Here is a 21,362-nt window from a genome sequence, read left to right as displayed (position 1 = left end):
ATGTGTACCGTTTTTCGCCTTTTTCTGATCGATCGGTCAAGCTTTTTATCGGGACGGCGACAGGCTACGCGCCGCGTCTGCTTCAGTCCTTTCGGAGCGAAGCCCACTGAGGCAACAAGCTTAGTTGTGTTCGGAGGGGGTGCAAGGAGGGGTAGAGCGGGGAGAGGGGCTGCTTTGCAGCCCTTCGCGGGCTTGCCCGCTCCCACAGGTTCACCACAATGCTTGAAATCTGTGGTTAACCTGTGGGAGCGGGCGAGCCCGCGAATGGGTGTTACTTGGCAGTCAGGTCTGGCGAAGCTTGATCCTGCGACAGGCTATACACATAAGCCGCCAGCAGGTGCACCTTGTCGTTGCCCTGGATCTCCGCCTGCGCCGGCATCTGACCCTGGCGACCATAGCGAATGGTCTGCTGCAGCTGGGCAAAGCTCGAACCGTAGATGAACGCCTGCGGGTGGGTCAGGTCTGGCGCGCCCATGGCCGGGGTGCCCTTGCCTTCAGGCCCGTGGCAGGCCACGCAGTTGCCGGCGAAGATTTCCTTGCCCTTGGCGGCGTCGGCCTTGATCCCTTCCGGCAGGCTGCGGCCATCGAGGTTGGTGAGCACGAACGCGGCCACATCCGCCACGCCCTGCTCGCCGATCACTTCGGCCCAGGCCGGCATCACGCCGTGGCGACCATTCATGATCGACGCCTTGATGGTTTCCGCCTCGCCGCCCCAGCGCCAGTCCTTGTCGGTGAGGTTGGGGAAGCCATAGGCACCCTTGGCGTCCGAGCCATGGCAAACCGAGCAGTTCGAGGCGAACAGGCGGCTGCCCATTTTCAGCGCCTGCGGGTCCTTGGCCACTTCTTCCACGGGCATGGCAGCATACTTGGCGAAGATCGGGCCGAATCTTGCGTCGGCCTTGTCCATTTCCTTCTGCCATTCGTTGGCGCCGGTCCAGCCATTTTCATAGCCCGGCAGGATGCCCTTCCAGTTGCCCAGGCCCGGGTAGAGGATCAGGTAGCCGACCGAGAACACCAGGGTGCCGACGAACAGCCAGAACCACCACTTGGGCAGCGGGTTGTCGTATTCCTCGATGCCGTCGAAGCTGTGGCCCATGGTCTGGTCGGTGGTGTTGTTGCTCTGGCCCTTGCGGGTGGCGAGCAGCAGCCAGGTCAGGCCAATCAGGCTACCGATGGTCAGTACGCAGATGTACGTACTCCAGAAGGTGGTCATTGCCCGTTACTCCTTTTTGCAGCAGGTGCCTGTCCGGCAGAGGGCAGGCGGTCGTCGACGAAGGGCAGCAGGCGCGCTTCGGCGAAATCACGGTCGCGGCGGCGGTTGAATACCCACAGGGTGAGGCCGATGAAGGCGATCATCACCACCAGTGTGCCCAGGCCGCGGATCATGCCGATGTCCATTCCCATCGCATTCACCTCTTGTTCTTGATCGCGGTGCCGAGCACCTGCAGGTAGGCGACCAGGGCGTCCATTTCGGTCTTGCCCTTGACCGCGTCGCGGGCCCCGGCGATGTCATCGTCGGTGTACGGCACGCCCAGGGTGCGCAGGGTGCGCATCTTGGTGTCGGTATGGCTGTTGTCGACCTGCTGGGCGACCAGCCATGGGTACGACGGCATCTTCGACTCCGGTACCACGTTGCGCGGGTTGTACAGGTGCGCACGGTGCCAGTCGTCCGAGTAGCGGCCACCGACCCGGGCCAGGTCCGGCCCGGTGCGCTTGGAGCCCCACAGGAACGGGTGGTCCCACACGCTTTCACCAGCCACCGAGTAGTGGCCATAGCGCTCGGTTTCGGCGCGGAACGGGCGGATCATCTGCGAGTGGCAGCCCACGCAGCCTTCGCGGATGTAGATATCGCGGCCTTCCAGCTGTAGCGCGGTGTAGGGCTTCATGCCTTCCACCGGCTTGTTGGTGACGTCCTGGAAGAACAACGGGACGATCTGGGTCAGGCCGCCGATGCTGACGGCAAACACCATCAGCAGGGCCAGCAGGCCGACGTTTTTCTCGATGACTTCATGTTTCATCAGGCAGGTCTCCTCAAGCCAGCTGGGCGTTCGCAGGGGCGACATCGAGCGCCGGCGAACGCACGGTGCGCCAGGTGTTCCAGGCCATCAGGAACATGCCGCTGAGGAAGATCGCACCGCCGACGAAGCGCACGATGAAGCCTGGGTGGCTGGCCACCAGGGTTTCCACGAACGAGTAGGTGAGCGTGCCGTCGCTGTTGACCGCGCGCCACATCAGGCCCTGGGCGATGCCGTTGACCCACATCGAGGCGATGTACAGCACGGTGCCGATGGTGGCCAGCCAGAAGTGCGCGTTGATCAGGCCGATGCTGTACATGCGCTCCTTGCCGAACACTTTCGGGATGGTGTGGTACAGCGCGCCGATCGAGATCATCGCCACCCAGCCGAGGGCGCCGGCGTGCACGTGGCCGATGGTCCAGTCGGTGTAGTGGGACAGGGCGTTGACCGTCTTGATGGCCATCATCGGGCCTTCGAAGGTGGACATGCCGTAGAACGCCAGCGACACCACCAGGAAGCGCAGGATCGGGTCGCTGCGCAGTTTGTGCCAGGCGCCGGACAGGGTCATCATGCCGTTGATCATGCCGCCCCAGCTTGGTGCCAGCAGGATCAGCGACATCACCATGCCCAGCGACTGTGCCCAGTCGGGCAGGGCGGTGTAGTGCAGGTGGTGCGGACCGGCCCAGATGTACAGGGTGATCAGCGCCCAGAAGTGCACGATCGACAGGCGATAGGAATACACCGGGCGTTCGGCCTGCTTGGGCACGTAGTAGTACATCATCCCCAGGAAGCCCGCGGTCAGGAAGAAGCCCACGGCGTTGTGGCCGTACCACCACTGCACCATGGCATCGGTGGCGCCGGCATAGACCGAGTAGGACTTGGTCAGGCTGACCGGCAGTTCCAGGTTGTTGACGACGTGCAGCATCGCCACGGTGAGGATGAAGCCGCCGAAGAACCAGTTACCGACGTAGATGTGCTTGGTGTTGCGCTTCATCAGCGTGCCGAAGAACACGATGGCGTAGCTCACCCAGACGATGGTGATCAGGATGTCGATCGGCCATTCCAGTTCGGCGTATTCCTTGGAGCTGGTGTAGCCCAGCGGCAGGCTGATGGCCGCCAGCAGGATCACCAGTTGCCAGCCCCAGAAGGTGAACGCGGCCAGGCCCGGTGCGAACAGGGTGGTCTGGCAGGTGCGTTGCACCGAATAATAGGAGGTGGCGAACAGCGCACAGCCGCCGAAGGCGAAGATCACCGCATTGGTATGCAGGGGGCGCAGGCGGCCGAAGCTGGTCCAGGGGAGGTCGAAGTTGAGGGAAGGCCAGGCGAGCTGGGCGGCGATGAAGACGCCGAGCCCCATCCCGACGATTCCCCACACCACCGTCATGATGGCGAATTGGCGGACCACCTTGTAGTTATAGGCGGTACTGCTGGTTGTGTTCATGTATGGGTTCCCATCCACGGTTATTTGGCAGGCTTTACAGCGAGGCAAGCATGATTAATGGGCAAAGTGCCGGTATTGACGGGGATCAATGGGCGAAGGTCGGAAATGTCCCAGGCTTGCGCTGCGATCCCCCGCACGTTCGGGGCAAGGACGGCTACAAGGGCTGCCTGATCCTGGCCCATGGCGCAGGTGCGCCGATGGACAGCGGGTTCATGGACGAAATGGCGCAAAGGCTTGCGGCGCTTGGGGTAGCGGTAGTGCGCTTCGAGTTCCCATACATGGCCGCGCGCAGGGTTGCCGGCGGCAAGCGGCCGCCGAACCCGCAGAAGGTGTTGCTGGAATGCTGGCGCGAGGTGTACCGGCAGGTGCGACCTTTGGTCGCGGGCAAACTGGCGGTGGGTGGCAAGTCCATGGGCGGGCGCATGGCCAGCCTGCTGGCCGATGAACTGGAAGCGGATGCACTGGTGTGCCTGGGCTATCCGTTCTATGCGGTGGGCAAGCCGGAGAAGCCACGGGTCGAGCACCTGGCCGAATTGAAGACGCCGACGTTGATCGTGCAGGGCGAGCGGGATGCGCTGGGTAACCGCGAGGCGGTGGCAGGGTATGCGTTATCGCCGGCGATCGAGGTGAGCTGGCTGGTGGCGGGGGACCATGACCTGAAGCCGCTGAAGGCCTCGGGGTTCAGCCATGAGCAGCACTTGCAGGCGGCGGCTGAGAAGGTTGCAGCTTTCCTGAAAGATTAGTGCTGGATTCTTCACGGGCTTGCCCGCTCCCACAGGTACTGCACAGGCCCGCAAGCTTGTAGTGAACCTGTAGGAGCGGGCATGCCCGCGAAGAGGCCGGTACAGGCTACCGCTTAGTCACGGTACTCGCACAGGTAGGCAGTATCCACCGCCACCTTCAGCTGGAACTTGCTGTCGGCGGCCACATTGAACTTGTCACCGGCCTTGAAGGTTTCCCAGTTGTCGCTACCTGGCAGCTTCACGGTCAGCGCACCCGAAACCACGTGCATGATCTCGCGCTTGGCAGTGCCGAACTCGTATTCGCCCGGGGCCATCACGCCGACAGTGGCCGGGCCTTCAGTGCCTTCGAAGGCGATCGACTTGACAGTACCATCGAAGTATTCGTTGACCTTGAACATGGGGCGACTCCTGAAAGGGGGGGATGAAAAAGGGCTGGCCAGTATGCCCAAGCCCACGGGCCCCGTCATCTGCTTTCAGGTAGCGTCCACCGGCAGGCTCAACGGCAGCAGCCGCGCGGTATTGCGCGCATCTTCCAGGGCCCGGTGCTGCTGCCCGCAAAAGTGCATGCCGGCCAGCTGCAGTGCACCGTTCAGCCCCGCGGGGCGCTGCAGGTGGCGGGCCTTGGCGAAGCGTTGCTTGAGGTTGATGTGCGGCAGGGTCCGCAGCAGGCTGTCCAGCCCATGCTGCTGCCACTCCTGGTGCAACTGCTGGCGGTCGTAGTCGCCCCAGCTGACCCAGGCCTGAAGCTGCCCGCGGTGGTGCCCGAGCCAGCGCTCGAAGCTTGCCCATACCTCGCGGAACGGCGCGGCACTGTCCACGCTGGCCTGGCTGATGTGGGTCAGCTCACGGCAGAACGGGGTCAGCTGCGGCCGCCGCCGGGGCTTCACGAAGCGCTGGAAGTGGTCGACCTCGCGGCCTTCGCGGGTAACCAGGCTTGCGCCGATTTCAATGACTTCCATCTCTGTGACCGGCCACCCACCATCGTCGGTGGTGGCTTCCAGGTCGATCACCAACCAATGGCCCATACCAGGCTCCCTTGCAGATCCTGCTAGAGCGTAGCCAAACTCAGGGCATCCGGCACCCCCTGGCAATTTGCCTGCGGCTTTGGCACAAAGGGCCACTATCCGGCAGTTGTGTCCGGCCCGGAAAACGCCTAGCTTAGGTGGACCCAGGCATGAACCGTGATGAGCATCCGTCTTGACTCCAGCGCCCGGCCTAAAGGCCCTGTCTTCCCTGATGCTGTTGGCCGTGTTCTGGCTGGCGGCGCCGGTATGGGCTGCCGATGCCGTCGAAGTGAGGATTGGCGCGGCGCATTTCCCACCGTATACGGTACGCCCCGAGCAGGGCGCCGACAGTGGCCTGCTGCCGCAGCTGGTCGACGCGCTCAACCGCACGCAGCAGCGCTACCACTTCGTCGTGGTGCCCACCTCCATCCAGCGGCGTTTTGGTGACCTCCAGCAAGGCCGCACCGACATGGCCATTTTCGAGAACCCGGAGTGGGGCTGGCAGCAGATTGCCCACCAGAGCGTGGACCTGGGCCTGGAAGATGCCGAGGTGTTCGTCGCCCGCAAGGCCAACGGCCGTGACCCGCATTACTTCGACGACCTGCACGGCAAGCGCCTGGCGCTGATCAACGGCTACCACTATGCGTTCGCCGGCTTCAACTCCGACCCGGACTACCTGCGCACCGCCTACAAAGCGACCCTGACCTATTCCCACGACAGCAACCTGCTGATGGTGCAGGCCGACCGCGCCGACATCGCCCTGGTCACGCGTTCCTATCTCAGCGATTTCCTGGAGCGCAACCCGGCCAGCCGGGACCAGTTGGTGTCCTCGCAGCGCATTGACCAGGTCTACCACCACTACGCCTTGCTGCGCCCGGGGGCTCCGATCGGCGAGCAGTCGTTCGCGGCGCTGCTGCGGGCCCTGCGCGACAGTGGCGAGCTGGCGCGCATCTTCGAGCCCTACCGCATCACGGTGTCGGCCCCACACGACTAAATTCCCGTGGTGCGGCAACGTTCTCAGCAGTGAGCCTTTTCTTCATTGCCGTGAGTCAAGCCCATGCCGTTCGATGCCGCTTCGCAGCCCCAGTCAGCGCCACGTTGGCGCAGCCTCAGTGCCAAGGAGGGCGACAGCTGGCTGAGCCTGTCCCTCGAAGGCCGCCCGCTGATCCAGTTGCGCCTGGAGGTGGGCGCCACCCTGCATGTTCACCTGGAGCGGCTGTGCCCCGAGCGCCCCTATCAGGCCTTGTGGGCCGCCTGTTATTGGCTGCTGGCCCGCGACACCGCCTGCCAGCGCCTGGCCTGGTACCTGCCCGAGGCGTTGCCCCAGGCATTGACCAGTGGCCTGCTGCTGGCCGGCGAGCAGCCTGGCCAATACCTGTGCGAGCGGGCGCTGTTCTGGCAGCTGCCACAGCCGTGGCTGGGCGAGTCGACCAGCGTGGCATACCCGCAGCAAATGCAGATCAGCAACGGCAAGCGCCACCCACGCCGCGCGCCCAAGCCTCGTGGCGAGGTGTACCGGCGCTTCGATACGCGCCTGGGCAGTTGGGTGTCGCTGCGTACCTTGGAGATCGAGCATGACCTGGAGCGCTTCAACCGCTGGCAGAACAACCCGCGGGTGGAGGCGTTCTGGCAGGAGGCTGGCACCCTTGCGCAGCATCGCGAGTACCTGGGCAAGCTCGAGGCCGACCCGCATGCCCTGACGCTGATCGGCTGCTTCGATGACCAGCCGTTTGCCTACTTCGAGGCGTATTGGGCCAAGGAAGACCGCATTGCGCCGTTCTACCCGGCCGATGACTACGACCGTGGCATCCACATGCTGGTGGGGGAGGAGAGCCACCGCGGGCCGCACAAGGTGGCCAGCTGGCTATCGGCGCTGGTGCACTACCTGTTCCTGGATGACCCGCGCACCCAGCGGGTGGTGGCCGAGCCGCGTGCCGACAACGGCAAGATGATCGGCTACATGCACGACCAGTGCTTCCATTGCGACAAGGAGTTCGACTTCCCGCACAAGCGCGCGGCGTTGATGATTCTGGGGCGGGAGCGGTTTTTCGATCGCTGCAAACTGGCTTGATATCGAGGTGGCTTCTTCGCGGGCGCGCCCGCTCCCACAGGTCCCCCTCAGTCTTTGAGGTCTGTGCTTTTCCTGTGGGAGCGGGCGTGCCCGCGAAGAAGCAGGCTCTGCCTGATCAGGCCTGCCGACTGGCCGTCTTGCGGCAATGCACCAGCGCATCGCGGATCATGAAGTTGACCAGTGTCGGCGACACTCCCAGCTCCTTGGCAATGTCCTTCTGCGGCACACCATGCAGGCGGTACATCTCGAAGGCATAGCGGGTGCGCTGGGGCAGTTCGTTCAGTGCCTCGGCAATGTCATCCAGCGCGGCAAGGTTGATGTGGGTGGCTTCGGGGGAGGCGTTTTGCACGACCACGTTCAGGCCTTCCTCCTCGCTGCCGGAGTACTTCAACTCCATCGCCTGCTTGCGATAGTGGTCGATGGCCAGGTTGCGCACGATCTGGAACAGGTAGCTCAGCTGCGCCTTGAACGACGATGTGATCTGCGGGGCGGCGCTGAGCCGGAAAAAGGCGTCCTGCACCACATCTTCGGCGCGCGACCGGCAGCCGGTGATGCGGGCAGCGATCTTGACCAGGATGCTGCGGTTGTCGACGAAGGCCTGCAGTAATGGTGAATCGCACTTACTTGTGGATAGTTGTTCCGCCATGGAAATCACCTTGTCACAGAGGGGAAAGGACGCACCCAAATTTGGGAAGCTTCCTACGACGGGCGACAAGCTATTCAGAATGATAATGATTGTCAAATGCGAAATGTAATTGGTAACCGTGCATTTCGGTTCTAAGCCTGTGGCACCGGGCTTGCCCGCGAAAGGGCCTGCGTGGTGCCCTTGCCGGTGCTCTGGCACGCTAATTTCTCCCTCCGCCCATCCGTTCCCCTGTGTACACCTCAGGCCGCCACATGCCGCTGCGCCCACGTTCGCGCAGCAGCCGGCCCGACCCAACCAGACACTGGCAGGAACACCCCATGACGGACGCCTTCGAACTCCCGCTCTCGCTGGTCCAGGCCCTGGCGCAACGCGCCGCGCAGACCCCGGACAAAGTCGCCTTGCGCTTTCTGGCCGACGCTCCCGGCGAGCAGGCCGTGCTCAGCTACCGGGACCTCGATCAGCGTGCGCGCACCATCGCCGCTGCCTTGCAAACCCGGGCCAGCTTCGGCGACCGCGCGGTGCTGTTGTTCCCCAGCGGGCCAGACTATGTAGCGGCGTTCTTCGGCTGCCTGTATGCCGGCGTGATTGCGGTGCCGGCCTACCCGCCGGAGTCCGCGCGCCAGCACCACCAGCAGCGCTTGCTGTCGATCATCGACGACGCCGAGCCGCGCCTGCTGCTGACCGTCGCGGCCCTGCACGACAGCCTGCAGGGCCTGGAGGCCCTGGCGGCGGCCAACGCCCCCGAACTGCTGGCGGTGGATGGCCTGGACCCGGCACTGGCTGCGAACTGGCGCGAGCCCGCGCTCAAGGGTGATGACATCGCCTTCCTGCAGTACACCTCCGGCTCCACCGCACTGCCCAAGGGCGTGCAGGTCAGCCATGGCAACCTGGTGGCCAACGAGCAACTGATCCGCCAAGGCTTTGGCATCGACCTCAACCCCGACGACGTGATCGTCAGCTGGCTGCCGCTGTACCACGACATGGGCCTGATCGGCGGCCTGCTGCAGCCGATCTTCAGCGGCGTGCCCTGTGTGCTGATGTCGCCGGGCTACTTCCTGGCCCGGCCGCTGCGCTGGTTGCAGGCCATCAGCGAGTACGGCGGCACCATCAGCGGCGGCCCCGACTTTGCCTACCGACTGTGCAGCGAGCGGGTCAGCGAGGCCTCCCTGGCCGGGCTCGACCTGAGCCGTTGGCGGGTGGCCTATTCCGGCTCCGAGCCAATCCGCCAGGACAGCCTGGCGGCCTTTGCCGACAAGTTCCAGGCCTGCGGCTTCGACCCGCAGAGCTTCTTCGCCAGCTACGGCCTGGCCGAGGCGACCCTGTTCGTCAGCGGCAGCCGCCGTGGCCAGGGCATCGCCGCGCTGGAGCTGGACGCCGAAGCCTTCGCCGCCAACCGTGCGGAACCTGGCAAGGGCAGTGTGCTGATGAGCTGTGGCTACCCGCAGCCCGGGCATGCCGTGCGCATTGTCGAACCACAACGCCTGCAGGTGCTGGGCGACAACCAGGTGGGCGAGATCTGGGCCGGTGGCCCGAGCATCGCCCTGGGCTACTGGCGCAACCCCGAGGCCAGCGCCCGCACCTTCGTCGAGATGGACGGCCAGACCTGGCTGCGTACCGGCGACCTGGGCTTCATGCGCGAAGGCGAAGTGTTCGTCACCGGGCGCCTGAAGGACATGCTCATCGTGCGCGGGCAGAACCTGTACCCGCAGGACCTTGAAAAGACCCTCGAGCGCGAAGTGGAGGTGCTGCGCAAAGGCCGAGTGGCAGTGTTCGCCGTCGAGCAGCAAGGCGAGGAGGGCATTGGCGTGGCGGTGGAAATCAGCCGCAACGTGCAGAAGGCGATCAAGCCCCAGGCGCTGATCAAGACCCTGCGCCAGGTGATCGCCGACGCCTGCCGCCAGGCCCCGGCCGTGGTCCTGCTGCTGAACCCGGGCGCACTGCCCAAGACCTCCAGCGGCAAGCTCCAGCGTTCGGCCTGCCGCCTGCGCATGGACGATGGCAGCCTGGACTGCTACGCCCGCTTCCCTGAGGTGAGCGAGCCCGTTGCCACGGATGCCGCCTGCGATGAACTGCAGGCACGCATCGCCGGTGTGTGGCGCGACATCCTCAAGGTCGAGGCGGTGGCGGCAGACGACCACTTCCTGCTGCTGGGTGGCAACTCCATCGCCGCCACCCACGCCACCGCACGCCTGGCCGATGAATTGGGTATCGAGCTGGGCCTGCGCACCCTGTTCGAGGCGCCGATACTGGCCGACTACGCCAACGCCGTGGCCGCGATCATCGCCGAAGGCGGTGGCCGGGTCGGTGCCATCGCTACTCTGGAACGCACCCAGGCGCTGCCCCAGTCGCTGGCGCAAAACCGCCTGTGGCTGCTGTGGCAGTTGGACCCGCAGTCGGCGGCCTACAACATTCCGGCCGGCCTGCAGTTGCGCGGTGAGCTGGACGAAAACGCACTGGAAGCGGCCTTCCAGGCGCTGGTGGCGCGCCACGAATCACTGCGTACCCTGTTTGCCGAAGAGAACGGCCAGGCCCTGCAGCGCATCCAGGCGCAGCAGCCGTTCGACCTTCGCCGCCTGGACCTCGAAGGCCAGGCCGCCGAACAGGTCGCCGCCCAGCGTGAAACCGAAGCTCGCCAGCCGTTCGACCTGACCCGTGGGCCGTTGCTGCGGGTGACCCTGGTGCGCCTGGACGATGAACACCATCAACTGTGGGTGACCCTGCACCATATCGTCGCCGACGGCTGGTCGCTGAACATCCTGCTGGACGAATTCGCCAAACTGTACGCCGCCCATTGCCAGGGCCTCGAGGCCAACCTGGCAGCGCTGACCCTGGGTTATGCCGACTACGGCACCTGGCAGCGACAGTGGCTGGCCGCAGGCGAAGCCGAGCGTCAGCTGCAGTACTGGCAGGCGCGTCTGGGGGATGAACTGCCGGTGCTCGACCTGTGCACCGACCACCCGCGCACCAGCCAGCGCGACCACCGCGCCGCCCGCTTCAACCTCAAGGTACCGGTCAGGCTCACCGAAGCGCTCAAGGGCCTGGCCCGCGAACAGCAGGCCAGCCTGTTCATGGTGCTGCTGGCCGGCTGGCAGGCGCTGTTGTACCGCTACAGTGGCCAGGCCGATATCCGTGTCGGCGTGCCCAACGCCAACCGCCCGCGCCTGGAAACCCAAGGCATGGTCGGCTTCTTCATCAACACCCAGGTGCTGCGTGCGCAACTCGATGGCCGCCTGCCGTTCGACCAGTTGCTGGCCCAGGTGCGCCAGGCCACCCTGGATGCCCAAGCCAACCAGGACCTGCCGTTCGAGCAACTGCTCGAAGCCTTGCCCGAGGCTCGCGAGCAAGGCCTGTTCCAGGTCATGTTCAACCATCAGCAGCGTGACCTGTCTGCCCTGCGCCGCCTGCCGGGCCTGCTGGCCGAAGAGCTGCCGTGGCACAGTCGCGAAGCCAAGTTCGACTTGCAGCTGCACAGTGAAGAAGACCACCAGGGCCGCCTGAGCCTGGCCTTCGACTATGCCGCCGAATTGTTCGATGCCAGCACCGTCGAGCGCCTGGCCCAGCACCTGCTGGCCCTGCTCGAGCAGGTGTGTGCCGGGCCGCAGCGGGCGCTGGGCGAGGTGCAATTGCTCGACGAGCCTGGCCGCGCGCAACTGCTGAGCTGGGGCGAGGCACCCGCTGCGGCGCCGCAGCGCCTGCTGGTCGAGCAGCTCAATGAGCAGGCACGCCTGACCCCGCAGCGCACCGCCCTGGTGTGGGACGGTGGCAGCCTGGATTACGCCGAGTTGCACCAGCAAGCCAACCGCCTGGCCCACTACCTGCGTGACAAAGGCGTCGGCCCCGACACCTGCGTGGCCATCGCCGTCGAGCGTTCGCCGCAGCTGCTGGTGGGCCTGCTGGCCATTCTCAAGGCCGGTGGTGCCTATGTGCCGCTGGACGTCGATTACCCGGCCGAGCGCCTGGCCTACATGCTCGCCGACTGCAACGCTGGCCTGTTGCTGAGCCACAGCAACCTGCTGGGCAAGCTGCCACAGGTGGACGGCGTCAGCGCCATCGCCCTCGACCAGCTGCACCTGGACAGCTGGCCAAGCCATGCCCCCGGGTTGCACCTGCATGGCGACAACCTGGCCTATGTGATCTACACCTCCGGCTCCACCGGCCAGCCCAAGGGCGTGGGCAATACCCACGCGGCACTGGCCGAACGCCTGCAATGGATGCAGGCCAGCTATGTGCTGGACGACAGCGATGTGCTGATGCAGAAGGCGCCGATCAGCTTCGATGTTTCGGTATGGGAATGCTTCTGGCCACTGGTGACCGGTTGCAAGCTGGTGCTCGCCGGCCCTGGCGAGCACCGTGACCCGCAGCGCATCGCCGCGTTGGTGCAGGCCCATGGCGTGACCACGCTGCACTTCGTGCCGCCGCTGTTGCAGGTGTTCGTCCAGGAGCCGCAGGCCGGTGCCTGCAGCAGCCTGCGCCGGCTGTTCTCCGGTGGCGAAGCGCTGTCCGCGGCATTGCGTGACCGCGTGCTGCAGGTGCTGCCACAGGTGCAGTTGCACAACCGCTATGGCCCGACCGAAACCGCCATCAACGTCACCCACTGGCACTGCCAGGCCACCGATGGCGAACGCTCGCCGATCGGCCGCCCGCTGGGCAATGTGCTGTGCCGTGTGCTGGACGACGAGCTGGAACTGACCGCCCCTGGTGTGCCGGGCGAGCTGTATCTTGGCGGTGCAGGCCTGGCCCGTGGCTACCTGGGCCGCCCGGGCCTCACCGCCGAGCGCTTCGTGCCCCGGGCCGACGGCAATGGCGAGCGCCTGTACCGCAGTGGCGATCGCGCCCGCTGGCAGGTGCAGACCGAGGCGCTGGAATACCTTGGCCGCCTCGACCAGCAGGTCAAGGTGCGTGGCTTCCGTGTCGAACCCGAAGAAGTCCAGGCCTGCCTGCTGGCGCAAGCGGGGGTCGAACAGGCGCTGGTGCTGATTCACAAGGATGCCGTAGGCGCGCAACTGGTCGGCTACTACAGTGGCAGCGCCCAGCCTGATGCATTGCTGACGGTGCTGGCTGAACAACTACCGGCCTACATGGTGCCGGCACAACTCATCCCGCTGGCGCAGATGCCGCTGGGCCCCAGCGGCAAGGTCGACCGCAAGGCGTTGCCGGCCCCGGTGTGGCAGCAGCGGGAGCACATCGAGCCGCAAACCGAGTTGCAGCAGCAGGTCGCTGCCATCTGGCGTGAAGTGCTGAACCTGCCGCGCGTTGGCCTGCAGGATGACTTCTTCGCCCTCGGCGGCCATTCGCTGCTGGCCACTCAAATTGTCTCGCGCACGCGTCAGGCCTGTGATGTCGAGCTGCCGCTCAAGGCCCTGTTCGACGCCAGCGAGCTGGGCGCCTTCTGTGCCGAGATCACGCGTATCCGTGCCGCCGGTGAGCGCAACCTGCAAGGCGCAATCACCCGCGTCGACCGCCGCCAGGCGGTGCCGCTGTCGTACTCGCAGCAGCGCATGTGGTTCCTCTGGCAAATGGAGCCGGGCAGCCCGGCGTACAACGTCGGCGGCATGGCGCGCCTGCGTGGCACCCTGCATGTGGATGCCTTCGAGCGTGCGTTGCAGGCGCTGGTGGTGCGCCACGAAACCCTGCGCACCACCTTCCCCAGCATCGATGGCGTGCCGTATCAGTGCGTGGCCGAAGACAGCAGCCTGCACCTCGACTGGCAGGACTTCAGCGCTTTGCCCGCCGATGCCCGCCAACAACGCCTGCAACAACTGGCCGACGACCAGGCGCACCAGCCGTTCGATCTGGAGCGCGGTCCGTTGCTGCGTGCCTGTCTGGTCAAAGCCCAAGAGCGCGAGCACTTCTTCGTGCTGACCCTGCACCATATCGTCACCGAAGGCTGGGCCATGGACATCTTCGCCCGCGAACTGGGCGAGCTGTACGAGGCCTTCGTCGATGACCGCGAATCGCCGCTGGCGCCGCTGCCGGTGCAGTACCTGGACTACAGCGTGTGGCAACGGCAATGGCTGGAAAGCGGCGAGGGCGCCCGCCAGCTGGCCTACTGGCAGGCCCGCCTGGGCGATGAACACCCGGTACTGGCGCTGCCTGCCGACCGCCCGCGCCCGGCAGTGCAGAGCCACCGTGGCGAGCTGTACCGCTTCGAGCTCGACCCGGCGCTGGTCGCCCGCGTGCATGCCTTCAACAGCCAGCGCGGCCTGACCCTGTTCATGACCATGACTGCCACCCTGGCCGCCTTGCTGCACCGCTACAGCGGCCAGCGTGACCTGCGCATTGGCGCGCCGGTGGCCAACCGCATCCGCCCGGAAAGCGAAGGGCTGATCGGCGCGTTCCTCAACACCCAGGTGCTGCGTTGCGAGCTGGACGGCCAGATGAGCGCCGCACAGTTGCTGGAGCAGGTACGCCAGGTTGCCATCGAAGGCCAGTCGCACCAGGACCTGCCGTTCGACCAGCTGGTGGAAGCCCTGCAGCCACCGCGCAGCAGCGCCTACAACCCGCTGTTCCAGGTGATGTGCAACGTGCAGCGCTGGGCCTTCCAGCAAAGCCGCCAGCTTGCTGGCATGCAGGTGGATTACCTGGTCAACGACGCCAGCGCCACCAAGTTCGACCTGTACCTGGAGGTGACCGACCTCGACGGCCGCCTGGGTTGCTGCCTGACCTACAGCCGTGACCTGTTCGACGAGCCACGCATCGCACGCATGGCCGAGCACTGGCAGCAATTGCTGGCCGGCCTGCTCGACAACCCGCAACAGCGCCTGTGCGAGCTGCCGATGCTGAGCAGCGCCGAGCAGCAGGTGCTGGCGGGCCAGTTGCAGGGCGAGCAGGATCTCGCTCTCGACCAGACCGTGCACGGCCTGTTTGCCGCCCAGGCTGCGCGCACGCCACACGCTGGCGCGTTGACCTTCGCCGGCCGGCACATGACCTATGCCGAACTCGACCAGCAGGCCAACCGCCTGGCCCGCGCCCTGCGCGAGCGTGGCGTCGGCCCGCAGGTGCGTGTGGGCCTGGCGCTGGAGCGTTCGCTGGAAATGGTCATCGGCCTGCTGGCCATCCTCAAGGCCGGTGGCGCCTACGTGCCGCTCGACCCCGAATACCCGCTCGACCGCCTGCGCTACATGATCGAAGACAGCCGCATCGGCCTGCTGCTCAGCCAGCGCACGCTGCTGCAAACCCTGGGGCAGTTGCCCGAAGGCGTGGCGCACTGGAGCCTGGAGGACGACAGCGCCAGCCTGTCGGCCTACAGCGATGCGCCGCTGGACAACCTCAACCTGCCGCAGCACCAGGCCTACCTGATCTACACCTCCGGTTCCACCGGCAAGCCCAAGGGCGTGGTAGTCAGCCACGGCGAGTTCGCCATGCATTGCCAGGCGGTGATCGACGCGTTCGGCATGCGCAGCGATGACTGCGAGCTGCACTTCTATTCGATCAATTTCGACGCCGCCAGCGAACGCCTGTGGGTGCCGCTGCTGTGTGGCGCCCGCGTGGTGCTGCGCGCCCAGGGGCAGTGGGGCGCCGAAGACATCTGCCAGCTGGTGCGCGAGCAGCAGGTGAGCATCCTCGGCTTCACGCCCAGCTACGGTAGCCAGTTGGCGCAGTACCTGGCCGGGCAGGGCGAACAGTTGCCAGTGCGCCTGGTCATTACCGGTGGTGAAGCGCTGACCGGCGAACACCTGCAGCGCATCCGCCAGGCCTTCGCGCCACAGCAGTTCTTCAACGCCTACGGGCCGACCGAAACCGTGGTCATGCCGCTGGCCTGCCTGGCACCACAGACACTGCCGGCGGAGCTGGGCAGCGTACCGATCGGCCGCGTCATCGGTAGCCGCACGGCCTACATCCTCGACGAAGACCTTGCCCTGTTGCCGCAAGGCGCTATTGGCGAGCTGTATGTCGGCGGTGCCGGCCTGGCCCAGGGTTACCACGACCGCCCGGGCCTTTGCGCCGAGCGCTTCGTCGCCGACCCGTTCGGCAGCGAAGGCGGGCGCCTGTATCGCACCGGTGACCTGGTGCGCCTGGGCAGCGATGGCCTGGTCGAGTACGTCGGCCGCGCCGACCAGCAGGTGAAGATTCGCGGTTTCCGTATCGAACTGGGCGAAATCGAAAGCCGCCTGCAGGCGCATGCCGATGTCGACGAGGCTGTGGTGCTGGCCCTCGACCTGCCGGGCGGCAAGCAACTGGTGGGTTACCTGGTGTGCGGGCAGGCCGCTGCCGACAGCGAGGCCCAGGGCCTGCTGCGCGACGCGGTGAAAGCCGATGCCCGCCAGCACCTGCCGGACTACATGGTGCCGGCGCACCTGGTGCTGCTCGACAGCCTGCCGCTGATGGGCAACGGCAAGCTCGACCGCCGTGCGCTGCCGCTGCCGGACCTGGAGCAGGCACGCCAGCAGTACCAGGCGCCTGGCAACGAGGTGGAAGCGCAACTGGCGCAGATCTGGCGCGACGTGCTCAACGTTGCCCGGGTCGGCGTGCAGGACAACTTCTTCGAACTGGGCGGCGACTCGATCCTGTCGATCCAGGTAGTCAGCCGGGCTCGTCAGGCCGGCTTGCAGTTCACCCCGCGCGACCTGTTCCAGCATCAGACCATCCAGACCCTGGCCGCCATCGTTCAGCGCAGCGAAGCCGCCAGCAGCATCGAACAGGGCCAGCGCCAGGGCCAGGCCGGCCTCACGCCGATCCAGCACTGGTTCTTCGACACTGAAGTGCCACAGCCGCAGCACTGGAACCAGGCTGTTCTGCTGGAGGCGCGCAAGCCGCTGGATGAGGGGGTACTGGAGCGAGCCTTGGCCGCCCTGGTGCAGCACCACGACAGCCTGCGCCTGCGCTTCAGTCAGGCCCAGGGCCGCTGGCAGGCCGAATATGCTTCGCCTGCCACCGGGCAATTGCTGTGGACAGCCACGGTCGCCGACTTCGCCGATTGCCAACCGCTGTACACCGACCTGCAACGCAGCCTCGACCTGGAACAGGGCCCACTGTTGCGCGCCTTGCTGGTTAATGACGGGCAGGGCGGCCAGCGCCTGTTGCTGGCGATCCATCACCTGGTGGTCGATGGCGTGTCGTGGCGCGTGCTGCTGGAAGACCTGCAAGCGCTGTACCGTGGCCAACCGCTGCCGGGCAAGACCCACGCCATGGGCGACTGGGCCGCACGCCTGGCCAGCTATGCCGGCAGCGATTCGCTGCGCGACGAGCTGGGCTGGTGGCAAGGCCAGTTGGGTGGTGTGCGCCGTGAACTGCCATGCGATCACCCGCAGGGCGGCAACCTGCACCGCCACGCCCGTACCCTGGCCATCGGCCTGGATGTGGCGCAGACCCGGCAGTTGCTGCAGCAGGCCCCGGCGGCCTATCACACCCAGGTCAACGACCTGCTGCTGACCGCGCTGGCGCGTGCCCTGTGCCGCTGGAGCGGCGATGAAGAAGTGCTGGTACAGCTTGAGGGCCATGGCCGTGACGGGCTGTTCGAAGACATGGACCTGACCCGCAGCGTCGGCTGGTTCACCAACGCCTACCCGCTGAGCCTGCGCCCGCTGCCAGGCGAGGACGATGCGGCGCGGGCAGGCTCGATCAAGCGCATCAAGGAGCAGTTGCGCCAGGTGCCGCACAAAGGGCTGGGCTACGGCGTGCTGCGCTACCTGGCCGATACGGCAGGGCGCGAGCAGATGGCGGCCCTGCCGCAGGCACGCATCACCTTCAACTACCTGGGCCAGTTCGACCAGCAGTTCGACAGCACAGCCCTGTTCCAGCCGCTGGACGCCCCGGCCGGCCTGGCCCACGACCTCGATGCACCGCTGCCCAACTGGCTGAGTGTCGATGGCCAGGTGTACGGCGGCGCCCTGCAACTGCGCTGGACCTTCAGTGCCGAACGCTACGACGAGCGGACCATCGCCAGCCTGGCCGACGCCTATCGCCTGGAGCTGCTGGCGCTGGTCGAGCATTGCCTGGCTGATGGCAACGGCAGTTTCACACCATCGGACTTCCCGCTGGCGCACCTGACTCAAGCGCAGATCGACGCGCTACCGGTACCGGCCGCGCAGATCGAGGACGTCTACCCGCTTACGCCGATGCAGGAGGGCATGCTGCTGCACACCCTGCTGGAACCGGGCACCGGCCTCTACTACATGCAGGACCGCTACCGCATCAACAGCGCGCTCGACCCCGAACGCTTCGCCCAGGCGTGGCAGGCGGTGGTGGCGCGCCACGAGGCGCTACGCGCATCGTTCAGCTGGAACACCGGCGAGGCGATGCTGCAGATCATCCACAAGCCGGGCAACACGCCGGTGGACTACCAGGACTGGCGTGGCCTCGACGACGACGCCCAGGAGCAGCGCCTGCAGACCCTGCACAAGCAGGAACGCGAGGCTGGTTTCGCCCTGCTCAGCGAGGCGCCGTTCCACCTGCGCCTGGTGCGTGTGGCCGACGAGCGCTACTGGTTCATGATGAGCAACCACCACATCCTCATCGATGCCTGGTGCCGTTCGCTGTTGATGAACGATTTCTTCGAGATCTACCAGGCCCTCGGCGAGGGGCGCCAGGCCCGCTTGCCGGTGCCACCGCGCTACCGCGACTACATCGGCTGGCTGCAACGCCAGGGCCTGGACGACGCGCGAGCCTGGTGGCAGGCCAACCTGGCCGGCTTCGAACGCGCCACCACCATCCCCAGCGACCGCCCGCTGCGCCACGACCATGCCGGTAGCGGCATGATCGTCGGCGACTGTTACACCCGCCTGGCGGTGAGCGACGGCGTGCGCCTGCGTGAACTGGCCCAGGCCCACCAGCTCACCGTCAACACCTTCGCCCAGGCGGCCTGGGCCCTGGTACTGGCGCGCTACAGTGGCGACCGCGACGTGGCCTTTGGCGTGACCGTGGCCGGGCGCCCGGTGAGCATGCCGCAGATGCAGCGTACCGTCGGCCTGTTCATCAACAGCGTCGCCCTGCGCGTGCAATTGCCGGTGGCGGGTGAGCGCTGCAGTGTGCGGCAGTGGGTGCAAGGCCTGTTGGAGCACAACATGGAGCTGCGCGAGTATGAATACCTGCCGCTGGTGGCGATCCAGGAATGCAGCGAACTGCCCAAGGGCCAGCCGCTGTTCGACAGCCTGTTCGTGTTCGAGAACGCGCCGGTGGAAACTGCCGTGCTCGACCACGCCCAGCACCTGAATGCCAGCTCCGACTCGGGCCGTACCCACACCAACTTCCCGCTGACAGCAGTGTGCTACCCGGGCGATGACCTTGGCCTGCACCTGTCGTTCGACCAGAGGTACTTCGACTACCCGACCGTCGAGCGCCTGCTGGCCGAGTTCAAGCGCCTGCTGCTGGCGCTGGTGCAAGGCTTTGAAGGGGAGATGAGCGCACTGCCGTTGCTGGGTGCCGAAGAGCAGCGCTTCCTGTTGGAGGACTGCAACCGTACCGCGCGCGCCTATCCGCTGGAAGACAGCTACATCGCGCAGTTCGAGGCGCAGGTGGCCGCACATCCGCAACGTACCGTGGCCCGCTGCCTGGACGCGTCCTACGACTACGTCGGCTTGAACCTGGCGGCCAACCGCCTGGGCCATGCCTTGATCGCGGCGGGTGTGAAGGTGGACCAGCCGGTGGCACTGCTGGCCGAGCGTGGGCTACCGCTGCTGGGCATGATCGTCGGCAGCTTCAAGGCCGGCGCCGGCTACCTGCCACTGGACCCGGGCCTGCCGGCGGCGCGCCTGCAAAGCATCATCGAGCTCAGCCGTACACCCGTGCTGGTGTGCAGCGCGGCCTGTGCCGGGCAAGGGCGGCAGTTGCTGGGCGAGCTGGAGGCGGCGGTGCGGCCGCAGCTGCTGGTCTGGGAAGACATCCAGGCCAGCCCGGTGGCCAGCCACAACCCCGGCATTCACAGCGGGCCGGATAACCTCGCCTATGTGATCTACACCTCAGGCTCCACCGGTTTGCCGAAGGGGGTGATGGTCGAGCAGCGCGGCATGCTCAACAACCAGCTGAGCAAGGTGCCGTACCTGGCGCTCGGCGAACACGACGTGATCGCCCAGACGGCCTCGCAGAGCTTCGACATTTCGGTGTGGCAGTTTCTTGCCGCGCCGCTGTTCGGCGCCAGGGTGGAGATCGTGCCGAACGCCATCGCCCATGACCCGCAGGGCCTGCTGGCGCATGTGCAGGCCACCGGCATCAGCGTGCTGGAGAGCGTGCCGTCGCTGATCCAGGGCATGCTGGCCAACGACCACCAGGCCCTCGATGGCCTGCGCTGGATGCTGCCGACCGGCGAAGCCATGCCACCGGAGCTGGCGGCGCAGTGGCTGCAGCGCTACCCGCAGATCGGCCTGGTCAACGCCTACGGCCCGGCGGAGTGCTCCGATGACGTGGCGTTCTTCCGCGTCGATGCCGCCTCGACCCGTGGCAGCTACCTGCCGATCGGCACGCCGACCGACAACAACCGCCTGTACCTGTTCGGCGAGGACCAGGCGCTGGTGCCACTGGGTGCGACAGGTGAGCTGTGCGTGGCCGGCACCGGCGTGGGCCGTGGCTATGTCGGCGACCCGGTGCGCACTGCGTTGGCGTTCATCCCCCATCCATATGGTGCGCCGGGCGAACGCCTGTACCGCACCGGCGACCTGGCGCGGCAGCGCCCGGACGGGGTGCTGGAGTATGTCGGGCGCATCGACCATCAAGTGAAGATTCGCGGCTACCGCATCGAACTGGGCGAAATCGAAGCCCGCCTGCACGAACAGCCGGAGCTCCGCGACGCTGCCGTTGGCGTGCAGGAGGGCGTCAATGGCAAGCACTTGGTGGGTTACCTGGTGGCGCATCAGGGCGTTGCAGCTGACGCTGCGTTGCTGGAACAGCTCAAGCAGCGCCTGCGTGCCGAGTTGCCGGAGTACATGGTCCCACTGCACTGGGGCTGGTTCGACAGCCTGCCGCACAACGCCAACGGCAAGCTCGACCGCAAGGCCCTGCCGGCCATCGACATCGGTGGCCAGCACAGCCAGGCCTACCAGGCGCCGCGCAACGAGCTGGAAAAGGTACTGGCCGGTATCTGGGCCGATGTGCTCAAGGCCGAGCGGGTCGGGGTGCACGACAACTTCTTCGAGCTGGGCGGACATTCGCTGCTGGCCACACAGATCGCCTCGCGGGTGCAGAAGCAGTTGCAGTTGAACGTGCCGTTGCGGGCGATGTTCGAGTGCAGCACGGTGGAGGAGCTGGCGGTGTATGTGCAGGGGCTGCAGGGCAGTGTGCTGGATGACGACAAGGTCGACCGGCTCAGTGACCTGATGGCCGAGCTGGAGGGGTTGTGACCTGAGCAGGTGCACAAAAGTTGAAATTGCTGGGGCCGCTATGCGGCCCTTTCGCGACACAAGGCCGCTCCTACAGATACGGCGTTGTTCTCGAGGTTTGGCGCTGCACCTGTGGGAGCGGGCATGCCCGCGAACACCGGCGCAGCCGGTGCCATAAACCGCGTTGAGTTC

At 66.2% G+C, this 21,362-nt stretch carries 11 protein-coding genes; 4 read left to right on the top strand and 7 right to left on the bottom strand.

Annotation, left to right across the window (positions count from 1 at the left end; genetic code table 11):
- Positions 1 to 271: 271 nt before the first annotated feature.
- The 4 genes from ccoP to ccoN are packed head-to-tail and all read right to left on the bottom strand — an operon-like array spanning position 272 to position 3,456.
- On the bottom strand, positions 272 to 1,213 hold the full coding sequence (ccoP, locus tag CAG34_RS24025) for a cytochrome-c oxidase, cbb3-type subunit III (protein ID WP_085592825.1): 942 nt from the start codon (positions 1,211 to 1,213) through the stop codon (positions 272 to 274).
- On the bottom strand, positions 1,210 to 1,404 hold the full coding sequence (locus tag CAG34_RS24020; RefSeq protein WP_025340008.1) for a cbb3-type cytochrome c oxidase subunit 3: 195 nt from the start codon (positions 1,402 to 1,404) through the stop codon (positions 1,210 to 1,212). Before CAG34_RS24020 ends, ccoP begins: the two co-directional genes overlap by 4 nt.
- 5 nt (positions 1,405 to 1,409) lie before the next feature.
- Positions 1,410 to 2,018 (bottom strand): cytochrome-c oxidase, cbb3-type subunit II, encoded by a 609-nt coding sequence (gene ccoO / locus CAG34_RS24015; RefSeq protein ID WP_013973492.1) that lies wholly within the window; start codon positions 2,016 to 2,018, stop codon positions 1,410 to 1,412.
- 13 nt (positions 2,019 to 2,031) lie between these two features.
- Positions 2,032 to 3,456, bottom strand: coding sequence for a cytochrome-c oxidase, cbb3-type subunit I (ccoN, locus tag CAG34_RS24010; RefSeq protein ID WP_013973491.1), 1,425 nt, complete (start codon positions 3,454 to 3,456; stop codon positions 2,032 to 2,034).
- Positions 3,457 to 3,506: 50 nt separating this feature from the next.
- On the opposite strand from ccoN, the gene CAG34_RS24005 reads away from it, so the two are divergent.
- Complete coding sequence (locus tag CAG34_RS24005) at positions 3,507 to 4,199, top strand: alpha/beta family hydrolase (RefSeq protein ID WP_085592823.1); 693 nt, start codon at positions 3,507 to 3,509, stop codon at positions 4,197 to 4,199.
- A 113-nt stretch (positions 4,200 to 4,312) separates the two neighbouring features.
- Here CAG34_RS24005 and CAG34_RS24000 read toward each other — a convergent pair whose 3' ends face one another.
- Both CAG34_RS24000 and CAG34_RS23995 read right to left on the bottom strand, forming a co-directional pair.
- Positions 4,313 to 4,597 (bottom strand): pyrimidine/purine nucleoside phosphorylase, encoded by a 285-nt coding sequence (locus tag CAG34_RS24000; RefSeq protein WP_085592821.1) that lies wholly within the window; start codon positions 4,595 to 4,597, stop codon positions 4,313 to 4,315.
- Between the two features lie 75 nt (positions 4,598 to 4,672).
- On the bottom strand, positions 4,673 to 5,224 hold the full coding sequence (locus CAG34_RS23995) for an exonuclease domain-containing protein (RefSeq protein ID WP_075045871.1): 552 nt from the start codon (positions 5,222 to 5,224) through the stop codon (positions 4,673 to 4,675).
- A 172-nt stretch (positions 5,225 to 5,396) separates the two neighbouring features.
- On the opposite strand from CAG34_RS23995, the gene CAG34_RS23990 reads away from it, so the two are divergent.
- On the top strand, positions 5,397 to 6,197 hold the full coding sequence (locus tag CAG34_RS23990; protein WP_025340005.1) for an ABC transporter substrate-binding protein: 801 nt from the start codon (positions 5,397 to 5,399) through the stop codon (positions 6,195 to 6,197).
- 63 nt (positions 6,198 to 6,260) lie between these two features.
- The gene (locus tag CAG34_RS23985) at positions 6,261 to 7,274 is read left to right on the top strand and encodes a GNAT family N-acetyltransferase (protein WP_085592819.1); all 1,014 of its coding nucleotides are present in this window, start codon (positions 6,261 to 6,263) and stop codon (positions 7,272 to 7,274) included.
- Between the two features lie 115 nt (positions 7,275 to 7,389).
- On the opposite strand, the gene CAG34_RS23980 is transcribed toward CAG34_RS23985, so the two are convergent.
- Entirely contained in the window at positions 7,390 to 7,920 is a 531-nt protein-coding gene (locus CAG34_RS23980) for an RNA polymerase factor sigma-70 (RefSeq protein WP_015271130.1), read from the bottom strand.
- Between the two features lie 317 nt (positions 7,921 to 8,237).
- Between CAG34_RS23980 and CAG34_RS23975 the strand changes: the two genes are divergently transcribed.
- Complete coding sequence (locus tag CAG34_RS23975) at positions 8,238 to 21,191, top strand: non-ribosomal peptide synthetase (RefSeq protein ID WP_085592817.1); 12,954 nt, start codon at positions 8,238 to 8,240, stop codon at positions 21,189 to 21,191.
- The last annotated feature ends 171 nt before the right edge of the window (positions 21,192 to 21,362 follow it).

It is taken from the genome of Pseudomonas sp. B14(2017) (assembly GCF_002113255.1).
GTDB lineage: Bacteria > Pseudomonadota > Gammaproteobacteria > Pseudomonadales > Pseudomonadaceae > Aquipseudomonas > Aquipseudomonas putida_Z.
This window is presented reverse-complemented; position numbering and strand designations above follow the sequence as displayed.